Here is a 14,346-nt window from a genome sequence, read left to right as displayed (position 1 = left end):
CGGAAGCGGACAAACGCCATGGCCATCACCCATCTGAAGACCGCCACCAAGACGCCGGAAACCGAGACGGACACGGCACGCGCCGTCGTCACGGACATGCTGGCCGCGATCGAGGCCGGGGGGGAGCAGGCGGTGCGCGACTACGCGCTGAAGCTCGACAAATGGGACGGCCCGATCGTCCTCGACCAGGCCGCCATCGCCGAGCGCATCCGCGGCGTGCCCCAGGGCGTGAAGGACGACATCGGCTTCGCGGCGGGGCAGGTCCGCCGTTTCGCCGAGGCGCAACGCGCCTCCTGCCAGGATTTTGCGCTGGAGATCTCGCCCGGCCTGCATCTCGGGCAGAAACTCGTGCCGGTGAATACGGCCGGCTGCTATGTCCCGACCGGCCGCTACGCCCATATCGCCTCGGCCTATATGTCGGTCGCCACCGCCAAGGCGGCCGGGGTCAAGACGGTGGTCGCCTGCTCGGCGCCGTTCCGGGGACAGGGCATCCATCCCCACGTGCTCTATGCGCTGACTGTGGCGGGCGCCGACATCGTCATGTGCCTGGGCGGTGTCCAGGCCATCGCCGCGATGACCTTCGGCTTGTTCACCGGAAGGCCTGCCGACATCATCGTCGGCCCCGGGAACAAGTTCGTTGCCGAGGCGAAGCGCATGCTGTTCGGCAAGGTCGGCATCGATGTCTTCGCCGGGCCTTCCGAGGTCGCCGTCATCGCCGATGACAGCGCCGATCCGCTGATCGTCGCGACCGACCTCGTCGGCCAGGCCGAGCATGGCCATGAGAGCCCGGCCTGGCTGATCACCTCCTCGCGTCGCATCGCCGACGAGGTGGCGCGGCTGATGCCGGAGCTGATCGCGACCCTGCCGCCGACGGCGCGCGATGCGGCCGGCGCCGCCTGGCGCGACTATGGCGAGATCATCCTCTGCGACACGCGCGAGGAGATGGTCGCAGTCTCCGACCGCTATGCCTGCGAGCATCTCGAGGTTCATTGCCGCAACCTCGACTGGTGGCATGCCAGCCTGAGCAATTACGGCTCGCTCTTCCTCGGCGAGGAAACCAATGTCGCCTTTGGCGACAAGGTGTCCGGACCCAACCACATCCTCCCGACCAAGTTCGCAGCCCGCTATTCCGCCGGCCTCTCCGTGCACAAATTCCTGAAGCCGCTGACCTGGCAGCGCATGGACCGCGCCGCCTGCCAGCGCATCGCCCCGGTTTCGGCGCGCATCTCGCGGCTTGAGGGCATGGAGGCCCATGCGCGGACGAGCGACGCCCGTATGGCCAAATATGCACCGGGTTCCCGGATCGATCTCGGCGCGGCCGTGGAGATCTGAGCATGTTTCGTCTGACCACTCTCTTCGATCTGACGGGCCGGACCGCGCTCGTCACGGGTGGCAACAGCGGCATCGGCCTCGCCATGGCACGCGCGCTCGGCCTGGCCGGGGCGCGTCTGGTCATCGTCGCACGGCGCGAGGATGCCCTGCGCGAAGCGGCCGAGGGGCTTCAGGCCGAGGGGCTTCAGGTCGACGTCCTTCCCGCCGATCTCGCCGCGTCGGACGCGGGCGAGAGGCTGGCCACAGCCTGCAAAGAACTGGGGCGCGATGTCGACATTCTGGTCAACGTCGCCGGGCTGAACCTGCGCCAACCCTTCATGAAGGTCACGGCGGAGGCGTTCGACCTGCACATGGCGGTGCATCTGCGCGCGCCCTTCCTGCTGACGCAGTCCTTCGCGCCGGCCATGGCGCAACGCGGTTATGGCCGCATCATCAACATCGCCTCGTTGCAAAGCTACCGCGCCTTTCCCGACTGCGCGCCCTATGGCGCCGCGAAAGGGGGCGTGGTGCAACTGACCCGCGCGATCGCGGAGGAATGGTCGCGACAGGGCGTGACCTGCAATGCCATTGCTCCCGGCTTCTTTCCGACGCCGCTCACCGCCGCGGTGTTCGCCGACAGCGCGCGCTCGGCCCGCAATGCGGCGCAGACGGCTATCGGCCGCAATGGCGAGTTGGAGGACCTCGCCGGCGCGACGGTCTTCCTCGCCGCGCCGGCCTCCGCCTATGTCACCGGCCAGACGCTGACGGTGGATGGCGGGTTCACCGCGAAATGAGGGATTCCGCCGCATGAAGGCGCTCGTCTACACCGGCCCCCACAGCCTCGAATTGCGGGACGAGCCGGATCCCGTGCCGTTGGACGACGAGGTTCTGGTCAGGGTCGAGGCGGTCGGGATCTGCGGGTCCGACATGCACGCCTATCACGGCTTCGACACGCGCCGTCCACCGCCGCTGATTCTGGGTCACGAGGCGGCCGGACGGATCGTCACCGGCACGCGCGCTGGCGAGCGCGTGACCATCAACCCGCTGGTGGTCGATCCGGACTGCCCCTATGCGATCGAGGGCCGCTGGCATCTCTCGCCCACGCGCCAGATCATCTCGATGCCGCCGCGCCCTGGTGCCTTTGCCGAACTGGTCCGGATTCCGCTCCGCAACGTGACGCCGATCCCGGATGCGATGCCGATCGCCCATGCCGCGCTGGCCGAGCCTGTCGCCGTCTCATGGCATGCCGTGCGGACCGGCATGCAGCGCCTGCATCAGCCGCTCTCGACCTGCCGGGTCGTCGTGCTCGGCGGAGGCGCCATCGGGCTCGCCGCAGCGCTCGTCGCCAGGCTGTTCGGCGCGCGCGATCTGATCGTCGGCGAGACCAATCCACTGCGGCGAGAGACCCTGTCCGCGAGAGAGGGGCTCGCGGTGTATCGACCGGAGGTCGACGAGCCGGAGGATGGCAGCGCGGACCTCGTCATCGACGCGGTCGGGGCGGATGCGACCCGCGCAGCCGCCTGCCGCATGGCTCGCCCAGGCGGTGTGATCGTCCATGTCGGTCTGCTGCCCGGCCAGGGCGGCATCGACATCCGCAAGCTGACGCTCCAGGAGATCACCCTGGCAGGCGTCTATTGCTATACGCCGACGGATTTCGCGCAGACCGTGCAGGCACTGGCGGAAGGGAGGCTCGGCGATCTCTCCTGGACCGAAGAACGGCCTCTCGGCCTCGGAGCAAGCGCCTTCGCCGACATCGATGCGGGCCGGATTTCCGCCGCCAAGGTCGTTCTCAGGGTCTGACAGCGAAAACGGCGATCAACCCCCGCCATGTCTTGTGGGCCATGTCTGCGGCCCATGTCTGTGGGCCATCACAGGCTCGCGCGGGGGCAGCCTACCGGATGTCCTTCGAGACCAGGCCCGGCCAGTTCGTGCCCGCGCGCGCGATGTAGGTCTTGGTATCGCCCGACCACGTCTTTCGAACCCCGAGATCGTAGTTCAGGTAGAGCTTTCCATCGACGATCGACCAGGCCTCCGGCTCGATCTTGACCAGATAGCCGCGCGAGGTGCCATAGGCGCAGAAGCCGCCGAAGGCCGGCATGTAGCGCTCCGGGTCGGCGACGAACAGGGCCCTGTGCTCGGCGCTGGCGAAGCGCCAGATGGCACCGCCATGAGCGACCTGGAACTCCGGCTTCCCGGGGCGCGGCCCGCCCTCGTGGAAATAGGCGACCGGATCATAGCCGCGAATGGCGATGCCCTCGCGTGAGCCGAGCGTGTTGACCGGCCTGGCCGTATCCGCCCGGACGACGGTGAGGCCTGGCGACAGCGCAGCCGCGACGCCGGCCAGCACGATGAAGCGTCTTCTGTCGAACATGGCGGAACTCCCTTCTGTCGTGCCGATCAGGCGTCGCGCGCTTCGAGCGCTTCGAAGACATAGGCCGCGACATAGCCGTAGATGGCATGGCCGACGAGGCTCATGGCGGAGAGGCGCGGCACGTCGCTGAGCAGGAAATGCTGGCCGGCCAGCGGCGCGAAGAATCCGAGCGCGATGAAATAGGTGATCACGCCCCAGATCCAGCCATCGGCCGGCATGCCGAAGCTCTTGACCCCGCGCGTCAGCACCCAATAGCCGAGCGGATAGAACAGGAAGCCGGTCATGAAATGCAGGAGCTTGGCCACCGGCGTCGAGAGCGTCAGGCCGAGCTGATGCGCAAACAGCGATTTGACCAGTTCCGGCGGCTCCAGCGGATACTCCGCGAGCCAGGCGGTCGGCACCGCCGAGAACAGCTCCCAGAAGCCGAGCGCGGCAAAGCCGCCGAGCGCGAGGTTGATCACGGTACGGCTGGAGGGGATGGCGAAGGTGCCGGTCATGGTGGCGGTGGTCATGGCGTCTGGTCCTTGTCGAGGGTCAATGGGCGATGGCCAGCGGCGTCGCGGCCATGGCGAGCGCAGCGGTGCGGCCGGCAGGGCTGGCGCGCAGCTGGGCCAGCCGCATGGCGGCGAAACGGTTCGAGCCGCCGCGCCTCGCGATGCGCTCGGTCAGCACCCGGTTGGCGAGGTCGTGATGGCCGCAGCCGATCAGGCTTTCGATATAGGCCTGCTCGAACAGGTCGCGCTGCGCATGGCTGCCGCCGATAGCGACCAGCCCGCCGCGCGCCGCCCCGAGCAGGCGAGCCGCTTCGGCATGGTCGCCCTCATGGAAGGCGATCAGGCCGAAGGCCGCCAGCGCGCCCTTGCGTGCCGCCTCGCGCCGCTCGCTGCTGGGATGGGTCTGGCCGTCCTCGACCAGCGTCCGGGCGATGGCTTCGGCGCCATCGGTCCGGCCGGCGCCAAGCAGCGAGACGGCATAGTGCAAGTCGGCGAAGACCAGGCGCCCGTCATGGATGCGGCCTTCGGCTTTGGCCGCCAGCTCCTCCCAGCGCGTGCCGACATCGATTCCGGCATAGTCGAGCCGGGCCAGCAGCGAGGCACCATTGGCGATGTCGCGGTAATCGTCGGTCTGCTCGCCACGGATGTCCTCGTCATAGAGGCGCAGGACCTCGGCGGTCTCGCCGCGCTCCAACCGGAACAGCGCGAGGTGCCAGACGATGTGGAATCGCAGATTATTGGCATGGCGCCAGTCGCGGCCATCGCCGAGCCAGGCGACGCCCTCATCGGCACGCCCGGTCATTTCGAGCACATGCGCGACCGCATGCCGGCCCCAGGCGTCGCGCGGGCTCAGGGCCACGGCACGGCGGCCGGCCAGTTCGGCTTCGGCATAGAAGCCGCGCTCCTCGAGCGCGAAGGCGTAACAGCCATTGACGTAGCCCGCGAGCGGATGAGCCTCGCCGAACCCGGGCACGACACGGCGCAAGGTCGCCAGCATCTCCGCCTGGTCGCCCAGCATGAAGCGGATGCCGTGGGAGAGCTTGAGCGCGAGCACGTCGAAGGGATGCGCTTCGAGAATTGCCTCCAGCCGCCGGGCTGCCTGGCGCGGCTCCTCCGCCAGCCAGAGCGCCAGCGCCTCGACGACCATGCGCTCGCGCCGCGTCACCGGGCGCTGCGCCATGCTGGCCTGCGCCCGCCTGAGGCCATCGCGCGCCGCACCCAGAAGCTCGGGCCGCGCCAGCGACAACAGCATCAGCCCCTTGGCGGCGTGCGCGAGGGCGAAATCCGGATCGGCCGCGAAGGTCCGCGCGAGATGGTCGGGCGTCGCGGCGGCGTGGGCCAGCAGCGCTTCCAGCGTGTCGTTCCAGGCCAGCCTCGCGGCGTCGTTGCCGACAGTGATGCGGTCACCGGACAGGTCGTGATACAACGAGTCGTGATACATGGAGCTGCTCCGTTCCAGCGCCCGATCCGGACGCTCACAAGGGAAGTTCGCGCGGGCTCGATCAAACGGAGATCAACTCGCTTCACGGACCTGTGTTGGCAGCCCGAGGCCGGCATCGACCTGCCTGTCCGGCGCGGACTTCGGCGCCGGGCCGGCCCATGGCGCGCTCTTGAACCAGCCGACGACGACCGCGACGCACAAGATCAGGGTGAAGCCGACGAGATTGAGCAGGGCGACCGCCCCCTCGCCGCGCCCGAGCATGTCGGCTGCGGTGCCGGCGAGCCGCGCCAGCACGACGCTGGCGAGGAAGGTCGCGAGGGCTTGCCGGCCGATCAGGATCAGGAGATGGCCGAAGCCGCTGTCCAGGCGCTGGCGGAAGGGTTCGAGCAGGCTCAGCACCAGATAGGCCAGAGCCAGGAAGTGCAGCACCCGGAGGATGTGGAGATTGCTCTTCTCGCTGGCGGGGATGAGCAGGTCGCGCAGCCCCTGCGCCGCCGGCCAATGCTCCAGGATGCCCCAGAAGGAGAGCGGCACGCTCAGCCCGATGAACAGGGCGGAGGCGAGCATCAGCCGCCGGTCCCCGAGCGCGGGTATCGGCAGCCATTTCATGGCGATGAAGAAGCCGGTGAAGAAGATGAACTGCCAGGCGAAGGGGTTGAGGAACCATCCGGCGCCGTTCCAGGGATTGCCGGTCAGATTGAGATCGCTGATCCAGACCAGCGCATAGAGCAGCCCGCACAGCAGGAACGGCAGGGCGGCATGAATCCGGCGCAGCGCCATCGTCACCGGCACCAGCGCCAAAATGACGAGATACATCGGCAGGATGTCGAGATAATCCGGCTGCCAGCTCAGCGTCGCCAGGCCGAGCAGCGCGCCCTCCGGGTCGCTCAGCAGGGGTGGGAAGCGCGCAGCGAGTTCGGCCAGGCCGAAAACCTTGTCGAGCAGCGCCGTGAGCGCGATCAGCGCCAGCACCAGACCGAGCTGCGCCCAGTAGACCTGCCAGATCCGGTAGGCGATGCGCGCCGTGCCCAGCCACAGGCCGCGCCGGACGAAGACGCTGCCGAAGGCAAGCGCGCTCGCGATCCCCGAGCAGAACACGAAGAGCTCCGCGCCCGAGGAAAAGCCGAACCGGGCTGGAATGAAGGCGTTCCAGCTGTTCTCCGGCAGATGCGCCACGAAGATGATCAGCATGGTCAGGCCACGGAAGAAATCCAGCCGCTCGTCGCGCGGTCGCTTGGCCTTCGGGTGAAGCTCCGCCATCAGAAGGCTCCCTCATAATCCAAGGCGTTGATCCGGCAGGCGAGCAGCGTGAAGCCCGCACGCCCGAACGCCATCTGCGCCTCGCGCTTCAGGCTCTCGCGGTCTGAGATCGCGACGCCATGCCCGCCCAGCGCCTGCGCCACGGCAGCGAAATCGGTCGCGCCGAAATCGACGCCGGCGCGCTTCAGCCCGAGCTGGCGCTGCTTCAGCGCGATCAGCCCGAGGCTCTCGTCGACCAGCACGGTTACGACGACAGGGAGCTGGAGATCGCGCAGCGTCGCCAGTTCGCCGAGCACCATTTCGAGCCCGGCATCGCCGACGAAACACAATGTCGGTCGGCCCGAACCGAGCGCCGCGCCGGTCGCAAGCGGCAGCGCGCAGCCCATCGTGCACAGCCCGGTCGATTGCAGCAGCAGGCGCGGCCCGTCGCAGCACCAGATCTGGCTCAGCAGAATGCGATGGGCGCCCGAATCGGCGGTGGCGATCGTGCCGGCCGGCGCAGCCTCGCGCAGCGTCTCGAACACCGCATGCGGCCCCCATGCGGAGGGCGCGGCGAAGGCCGCGCGGAAGCTCTCGCGAACCGCTGCCGGCTCGCCGCCCGGCCAGCGGCCGCTCGGCGTCGGGCCTTCGCAGAGATCGGTCAGGATCGCGCCGACATCGCCTTCAAGCAGCAGGCTCGCGCCATGCATGCCATGCGGCATGTCCTCCGCGACGATGTCGATGACCTGCTTGCCCGCCGGCCAGGGCTGGCGCCAGCCCTGGCGCATCTCGATCGGGTCGTAGCCCGCAAGCACGATCAGGTCGGCCGCCTCGATCAGCGGCTTCACGATGGCATCGGCCTTGGGCGACAAACCGACACCGCCGATGACACGCGGATCGCCCTCGGGCACGAGGCCCTTGGCCTTGTAGGTCGTCAGCAGCGCTGCGCCGGTCCGCGTCAGGAAGGCGTCGAGCGCGGCTGCACCACCCTGGTTGACGAGGTCGAGCCCGGCGATGACCAGCGGCCTGCGGGCATCGGCGATCATGCTGCGCGCGGTGGAGAGATCGGCGGGACGCGCGGCCTGTCGCCGCGGCTGCGCCAAAGCCGCCCGCCCTGCCGTGCGGGCTTCCGCCACGGCAATCGGCAGGTCGATATGGACCGGGCCAGGCCGGCCGCGCAGGGCCAGCGCGACGGCCTTTTCGATGACGAGATCTTCAGTGCCCGGTGCGGCGCGAAAACTCGCCTTCACCAGCGGGCGCAGCACCGCCTGATGATCGAAGACCTGATGCGTGTAGCTCTCGGCCAGCGCCTGATCGACACAGCCGGTGATGAAGATGAGCGGCACGCGATCCTGCTGCGCATGGGCAACGACGGTGACCGCATTGGCGACGCCGGGACCGAGCGTCGCGACGAGCACCGGCAGCGCTCCCGTCGCATGCCAGAGTCCTTCGGCCATGAAGCCGGCGGCGTTCTCATGCTTGGCGAGCAGGAAGCGGATGCCGGCGCGCTCCAGCGCGTCGACCAGCGCCAGTACTTCGCCGCCCGGAATGCCGAAGGCATGGGTCGCCCCCGCCGCGGCCAACCGCGCCGCCAGCAGATCCGCGCCCGTGGCGGCATCGGTGGTGCCGGCTTCCGGCGCATTCAGGTCGTGACGCATGGCTTCTCCCGGGCGGTCTCGCTTTTGCAGCCCCGCGGGAGAGATCGCGCGGCAGCGCGCTTTGGTTACAGCGTCACGGGATCGTGAGCCGCACTCCCGCGGTTGCAGGGACCGCCTCGGGCGCCATCAGGAGAGACCAGGCGCGTTCGATCCAAACCGGATCCGCGATATGGCCGCCGGAATGCAGGCACAGTTCGAGGCGGGCGCTGCCGCCACAGCCTGTCGCCAGCCGGCAGGCCAGGCCGGGTGGCGATACGGCCTCCTGCGCCTGCGTTGCCAAGGGCGCGGTGCAGCCATTCGGCGCGAGGATGGCGAGGCTCCTGAACACGTCGCCCTGCCTGTAGCCGGAGCGCAGCGCGCGCCCGGCGAGGGGCACCGTCATGTCGCTCGTGCCATGGACATGGATCAGCTTCGGACGCGGCCCGGCGCAATCCAGCGGCAATGGCTCCCAGAAGGCGCCGGCGATCGGCACGAAACCGGCAAAACGCGTCGGCATCTGGCAGGCCAGATACCAGACCATCGAGCCGCCCTGCGAGAAGCCGCTCGCCATGATGCGGCCGGGGTCGACCGGAAAGCGTTGCGCGACATCGTCCAGCACCCGGCCGACAAAGGCGAACTCGTCGCGATGATGCCCGGGCGAGCCGGGATAGGACCAGGTTTTGCCCATCCCGTCCGGCGCGATCAGCGCAACACCGAGGCGACGGGCCAGCGCGAGCAGGCCGGCATCCGAAATCGCCTCCTCGGCCGAGCCCTGCCAGCCATGGAAGAACATGATCGCACCGGCGCGCGCGCCGGCCGGCTTCTGCGGCAGGACGATGCGGTAATGGCCGCCCTCGACCCGGCAGCCGCCTTCAACCGGGCAGCCATCGACGGGTTCGAACGCGGCCGGCGAAGCCCCGGCCGCTGCGAGCGCGGACAAAGCGAGGGCGGCGAAGGCCGCGAGCCCGATCGTGAAACGCCTTCCCGACGGCATGTTCGACGCTCCCGCCGGCAGGGTCAAAGCTGCGACTCATCACAGTGAGGCTAGCCGAGTCCGGCCGGCGCTTCACCGACCTGTCACAGGCTTGTGAGCACAGGAACGGCATGCGACGGAATGGGGTGGAACCCATCCCGCATCCGCAAGAAGCACTCAGGCCCCTTGTCGCTCGCCGAACTCGAAACGCACCTGCGCCCGATCTTCCTCGCCGCGCTCGGCGGGGATGCCGCCGCCTACCGGCTCTTCCTCGATCTGATCAGCGCGAGGCTGCGCGGTTATCTGCGCCAGATGCTCGCCCGTGTCGGGCGCAGCGAGGCGAGCGAGGCCGAGGATGTGCTGCAGGAGACGCTGCTGGCGCTGCATCTCTCGCGCCATACCTATGATCCCGCGAGCCCCGTCACCGCCTGGGCCCATGCCATCGCCCGCTACAAGCTGGTCGATCATCTGCGCCGTACCGGCCGCCATGCCGCCAACCTGCCGATCGACGAGGAGGCCAGCCAACTGGCTGCGCCGGACAATGCCGCCTCGGACGCCAGGCTCGACCTGGCCCGTGCGATGGCGGCCCTGCCGGAACGCACGCGCAACCTGATCGACAGGGTCAAGCTCCAGGGTGCGAGCGTGGCCGAAGCGGCGACCGCCGCCGGCATGACCGAGACCGCCGCCAAGGTCGCGATCCATCGCGGCCTGCAGGCGATGGCCAAATTCCTGTCGCGACGCGGCAGGCGAGGACTGCCATGACGACCTCACGATGACGACCCCGACAAGACGACCTCCTCTTGGAGGCCCGCCGCCCTGCCGTAACCTTTCGCCGGCTTGCCGCGAACTCCCCTGAACCAGAGCCCACGGCAAGATTTGACATGCAAACCGACGACCTGATCACCCTCATGACCGCGAGCCACCGGCCGGTGGATACCGGCCGGCTGCGCCGCGCCACCTGGCTGGCCGCGCTCATCGCGCTCGCCGCCACGGCGATGCTCATCCTGCTGATCCTCGGCGCCCGGGCCGATCTCGCCACGGCCTGGATGACGCGCCCGGTGTTGGCCAAGGCCCTGCTCGGCGCGAGCGTCGCGACGATCGCGCTCGCAGCCTTCCAGAGCAGCCTGCGGCCCGGCCTGAAACCGCTGCGGCTGGCGCTGCTGGTCGCGGTTCCTCTCGCTTTCGTGTTCGGCTGGGCGGCGCTCGTCCTGGCCCAAGTCCCGGCCAATCAGTGGAGCGCGCTGACATTCGGCCGGTACTGGCAGATCTGCCTCATTGCCGTGACGCTTTGCGCGCTGTGTCCCTTTGCCGTCCTGCTTCTGTTGGCCAGGAGCGGCGCGCCGGTGAACGGGCGGCTGACGGGCGCCTGCGCCGGCCTCGCCTCGGCCGGTCTGGCGACCATCGCCTATAGCCTACATTGCCCGGAGGATACGGTGCCGTTCCTCGCAAGCTGGTATCCGCTCGCCATGGCGATAATGGCAGCCTTCGGAGCCGTCAGCTTTCCGCGCCTGGTGCGCTGGTAGGCCGGGCTTGCGGCCGACCGCCCGGAAACCGCCTGCAATCGACATCCTGCCGGAGCGCCGGGGTGCTTCCAAAAGAAGGCCGAGGCGGGACATCCAGACGGTTTCCCTTCCACGCATCGCTGCTCACGGCGGCCAGGCGGAAGCTGCATCCATCTGCATTGACGATCCACTGGACCGGGAGCGGCTCGGCGGCTTTCCGGATGCCTACTCGCGGCCACACTTGTCCCAAAGCCGCTGAAGACGGCCCTGCGCCCTCAGTTGGGCGAGCGCTGGTTTGAATTTTCGATGCCTTCGGCGAAACCATCACGATCAAGGCGACATTTGCAGCCTTGCGCCTTCCCCTTAGAACAGCAGGTGATGAGGGCCGACATGAACCTGCACTGCGTCGATTGCCATAGCGCCTATCCGCCAGAGCTTTTGTATCGCTGCGCGAACTGCGGCGGCATCCTCGAGACGGTCGGCGATGACGGGTTGATGCCGGTTTCGCTCGGCGAGCAGGTCACGCCGCTGCTGCGCGCCCGCAGGATCGAGGCGTCGTTGCCCGGCTTCGTCGGCGAAGTCTGGCTGAAGGACGAGACGCGCAATCCTTCCGGTTCGTTCAAGGACCGGCTCGTCTCGGCAGCCATGGCGCGTGCCCTGTCGCTCGGCGTCGGGCGGGTCGTCTGCGCCTCCTCCGGCAATGCGGGTGCGGCCACGGCGGCCTATGCGGCACGCGCCGGCATCCCGGCCGTCATCATCGTTCCCGCACACACCCCGCTCGGCAAGGTGACGCAGATTGCCGCCTATGGCGCGACGCTGCTTCTGGTCGAGGGGCATTACAGCCGCTCCTACGACCTCGCCCTCGCATTGGCCGAGCAGCACGGCTTCGCCAATCTGACGACGACCTTCATCAATCCCTATGCGGTCGCGGGGCTGACCGCCGTCGGGCGCGAAATCGCCGGGCAACTGGGCGGGGCGCCCGATCATGTCCTGATCCCGACTGGCAGCGGCCCGCTGGTCAAGGGCGTCTGGCAGGGGTTGATCGAGCAGGGGCAGACGACGCGGCTCGTCGCGGTCCAAGCGGAAGGCTGCGCCCCGATCGTGCGCGCTTTCGAGGCAGGTGACGATATCGTCACCGCCTGGGGCACGCCGCAGACGATCGCCTCAGGGATCAGCGACCCGCTCATCGGCTATGAGCGCGACGGCACCTATACGCTGCGCCTGATCCGAGAGAGCGGCGGGTCGGCGGTCGCAGTCAGCGATGCCGAATTGCGCACCGCGATGGCGCAGCTCGCCAGCAGCGAGGGCATCTATGCCGAGCCGACGGGCGCGAGCCCGATCGCGGCGCTTCCGAAACTGTTGGCAACGGGCACCCTTGCACGGGATGCGAAGGTCATCTGCCTGATCACCGGCCATGGTTTCAAGGACGCCAAGGTTTATCAGGACATGCCGGCGCACACGCATACGGTAGCCGATCCCGACAATATCCTGGCAGTGGCGCAGCTCTGCGACCATGTCCTCTGCCACGCCTGATGTCGGTCTGGCCTACCCGCAAAAGAGTGCGGTGCAATGCAGCTGGCAAAATTGACAGCTGGCCCATTTTTTGCCCCTCTCGCTGACGTGGCCATCTGCCGCACCGGCAGGTCGAGCGCACGAGCATGTGGAGAGCGCGATGGGCAGCCAGGATGATCGGTCTTCGGAGAACGACGCGGGTTTGACGGTGGAACGGCGCAGCCTGTTCGGGCTCGGCCTCGCGGGCGCGGCCATCGGCGGGGCAGCCGCCGCGAGCCTCCTGGCCCCGGCCGCGGCGCTGGCGCAGACGGTCAGCAAGAGCAAGCTCTACACCATCAAGGAACGCGGCAAGCTGATCGTCGGGACCGGCAGCACCAACCCGCCCTGGCACTTCCAGGACGCGACCGGCAAGCTCGTCGGCATGGACATCGACCTCGCGCGGCTGCTCGCCAAGAACCTGTTCGACGATCCGGAAAAGGTCGAGTTCGTGCTGCAGGGCTCGGATGCGCGCATCCCGAGCCTCGTGACCGACAAGGTCGATATCGTCGTGCAATGGATGACCGTGACGGCGGGCCGCGCCCAGCAGGTCGACTTCACCATTCCCTACTACCGCGAGGGCGTCGGCCTGATGCTGCTGGCGCGCGGCGGCAAGTACAAGGACTATGCCGAGATGAAGGCGGCCGGCAAGGCGGTCACCGTCGGCGGCATGCAGAACGTCTTCCTCGAACAATGGGTCCACATGGCGCTGCCCGAGGCCAAGGTCGACGCCTTCGACAGCCCGGATTCGGCGATGCAGGCCCTGAATGCGCGCCGGGTCGATGCCTCGATGCAGGACCAGTCGGCGATGCGCTGGCTGATGCAGCAGGCGCCGGGGCGCTTCGCCGATTCAGGCTTCGGCTGGATGCCCAATTCCTATGCCTCTGCCGTGAAACCCGGTGACCCGACCTGGCTGAATTGGGTCAACACGGTCTACAAGGAAGCAATGGTCGGCGTCGATTTCGATTATTTCGCAGCATCTTACAAGAAATGGTTCGGCATCGAGCTGCCGATTCCGAAGGTCGGTTTTCCGCAGGAATTCGCCTGACCCAGGAATTCGCCTCACCCCAGGACTTCTCCTAACCGTTGACTGAAGCGGCGGGTCGCACACGGCCCGCCGTCTTCCGGAAAACGCTTGCCGGGAAACCCCGCCACCACATGATCGACTATCATTTCGACTGGTCCGTCATCGCGCGGAACTGGGACAAGCTGACGGGCGCGCTGATGCTCGGCCTGACGTTGGCCGTGATCTCGCTGGCGATCGGCTGCATCGTCGGGTTGCTGACCGCCTATGCCCGCCTCTCGCCGCGCAAATGGCTGTCGGTTCCGGCCTGGCTCTATGTCGAGTTCATCCGCTGCACGCCGCTACTGCTGCTGATCTTCTTCCTCTATTTCGGCCTGCCCGAATTCGACATCACCTTCCTCGACAAGACCCAAAGCTTCGTGCTGTCGCTCTCGCTCTATGCCGGGGCCTATATGGCCGAGGTCTTCCGGGCCGGGCTGGCCTCGATCCCGAAACAATATGTCGAGGCGGCCAAGGCGATCGGGCTGCGGCCGTGGCAGCGCCAGGTCTATGTCGTGCTGCCGGTGATGTTCCGCATCACCCTGCCCTCGATCAGCAACAATCTGATCTCGCTGTTCAAGGACACCTCGCTCGCCGCCGCCATCGCCGTGCCGGAACTCACCTTCGTCGCCCGCCAGATCAACGCCAACACCTTCCGCGTGATGGAGGTCTGGCTGACGGCGAGCGCGCTCTATCTCGTCACCGCCTATCTCATCGCCACCGTATTGCGGCTCGTCGAGCGCCGCTATGCGTCGATCCGCTAGGAG

At 68.1% G+C, this 14,346-nt stretch carries 14 protein-coding genes; 8 read left to right on the top strand and 6 right to left on the bottom strand.

Going from position 1 to position 14,346, the window contains the following annotated elements; translation table 11 throughout:
• The first annotated feature begins 18 nt into the window (after positions 1 to 18).
• The 3 genes from hpsN to C8D03_RS12405 are packed head-to-tail and all read left to right on the top strand — an operon-like array spanning position 19 to position 3,111.
• The gene (gene hpsN / locus C8D03_RS12415; protein ID WP_108046541.1) at positions 19 to 1,332 is read left to right on the top strand and encodes a sulfopropanediol 3-dehydrogenase; all 1,314 of its coding nucleotides are present in this window, start codon (positions 19 to 21) and stop codon (positions 1,330 to 1,332) included.
• A 2-nt stretch (positions 1,333 to 1,334) separates the two neighbouring features.
• Positions 1,335 to 2,105, top strand: a complete 771-nt coding sequence (locus C8D03_RS12410) for an SDR family NAD(P)-dependent oxidoreductase (RefSeq protein ID WP_108046540.1) — start codon at positions 1,335 to 1,337, stop codon at positions 2,103 to 2,105.
• A gap of 13 nt (positions 2,106 to 2,118) precedes the next feature.
• On the top strand, positions 2,119 to 3,111 hold the full coding sequence (locus C8D03_RS12405) for a zinc-dependent alcohol dehydrogenase (protein WP_108046539.1): 993 nt from the start codon (positions 2,119 to 2,121) through the stop codon (positions 3,109 to 3,111).
• 91 nt (positions 3,112 to 3,202) lie between these two features.
• Here C8D03_RS12405 and C8D03_RS12400 read toward each other — a convergent pair whose 3' ends face one another.
• From C8D03_RS12400 to C8D03_RS12375, 6 genes are all read right to left on the bottom strand, one after another.
• Positions 3,203 to 3,682, bottom strand: a complete 480-nt coding sequence (locus tag C8D03_RS12400) for a YHS domain-containing (seleno)protein (RefSeq protein ID WP_108046538.1) — start codon at positions 3,680 to 3,682, stop codon at positions 3,203 to 3,205.
• A gap of 26 nt (positions 3,683 to 3,708) precedes the next feature.
• Positions 3,709 to 4,194, bottom strand: a complete 486-nt coding sequence (locus C8D03_RS12395) for a hypothetical protein (protein WP_108046537.1) — start codon at positions 4,192 to 4,194, stop codon at positions 3,709 to 3,711.
• A 22-nt stretch (positions 4,195 to 4,216) separates the two neighbouring features.
• Positions 4,217 to 5,617: a tetratricopeptide repeat protein gene (locus C8D03_RS12390; RefSeq protein WP_108046536.1), complete on the bottom strand. Its 1,401-nt coding sequence runs from the start codon at positions 5,615 to 5,617 to the stop codon at positions 4,217 to 4,219.
• Between the two features lie 72 nt (positions 5,618 to 5,689).
• Positions 5,690 to 6,877 carry an OpgC family protein gene (locus tag C8D03_RS12385; RefSeq protein ID WP_108046535.1) on the bottom strand — a complete coding sequence of 396 codons (1,188 nt, stop codon included), beginning with the start codon at positions 6,875 to 6,877 and terminating at the stop codon, positions 5,690 to 5,692.
• The gene (locus tag C8D03_RS12380; RefSeq protein ID WP_108046534.1) at positions 6,877 to 8,514 is read right to left on the bottom strand and encodes a thiamine pyrophosphate-binding protein; all 1,638 of its coding nucleotides are present in this window, start codon (positions 8,512 to 8,514) and stop codon (positions 6,877 to 6,879) included. Before C8D03_RS12380 ends, C8D03_RS12385 begins: the two co-directional genes overlap by 1 nt.
• Before the next feature lie 73 nt (positions 8,515 to 8,587).
• Positions 8,588 to 9,487: a CE1 family esterase gene (locus C8D03_RS12375; protein ID WP_108046533.1), complete on the bottom strand. Its 900-nt coding sequence runs from the start codon at positions 9,485 to 9,487 to the stop codon at positions 8,588 to 8,590.
• Positions 9,488 to 9,652: 165 nt separating this feature from the next.
• Between C8D03_RS12375 and C8D03_RS12370 the strand changes: the two genes are divergently transcribed.
• The 5 genes from C8D03_RS12370 (at position 9,653) to C8D03_RS12350 (ending at position 14,343) form a co-directional block, all read left to right on the top strand.
• Positions 9,653 to 10,228 (top strand): sigma-70 family RNA polymerase sigma factor, encoded by a 576-nt coding sequence (locus C8D03_RS12370; RefSeq protein ID WP_248308442.1) that lies wholly within the window; start codon positions 9,653 to 9,655, stop codon positions 10,226 to 10,228.
• 119 nt (positions 10,229 to 10,347) lie between these two features.
• The gene (locus C8D03_RS12365) at positions 10,348 to 10,989 is read left to right on the top strand and encodes an NrsF family protein (protein WP_108046531.1); all 642 of its coding nucleotides are present in this window, start codon (positions 10,348 to 10,350) and stop codon (positions 10,987 to 10,989) included.
• Positions 10,990 to 11,358: 369 nt separating this feature from the next.
• Positions 11,359 to 12,501, top strand: coding sequence for a threonine synthase (thrC, locus tag C8D03_RS12360; RefSeq protein ID WP_108051569.1), 1,143 nt, complete (start codon positions 11,359 to 11,361; stop codon positions 12,499 to 12,501).
• Between the two features lie 139 nt (positions 12,502 to 12,640).
• Entirely contained in the window at positions 12,641 to 13,564 is a 924-nt protein-coding gene (locus tag C8D03_RS12355) for a transporter substrate-binding domain-containing protein (RefSeq protein WP_108046530.1), read from the top strand.
• A 113-nt stretch (positions 13,565 to 13,677) separates the two neighbouring features.
• Complete coding sequence (locus tag C8D03_RS12350; protein ID WP_181301314.1) at positions 13,678 to 14,343, top strand: amino acid ABC transporter permease; 666 nt, start codon at positions 13,678 to 13,680, stop codon at positions 14,341 to 14,343.
• The last annotated feature ends 3 nt before the right edge of the window (positions 14,344 to 14,346 follow it).

The organism is Bosea sp. 124 (assembly GCF_003046175.1).
Lineage (GTDB): Bacteria > Pseudomonadota > Alphaproteobacteria > Rhizobiales > Beijerinckiaceae > Allobosea.
The sequence above is the reverse complement of the archived record's forward strand: the minus strand, read 5'-3'. Positions and strand labels throughout refer to the sequence as shown.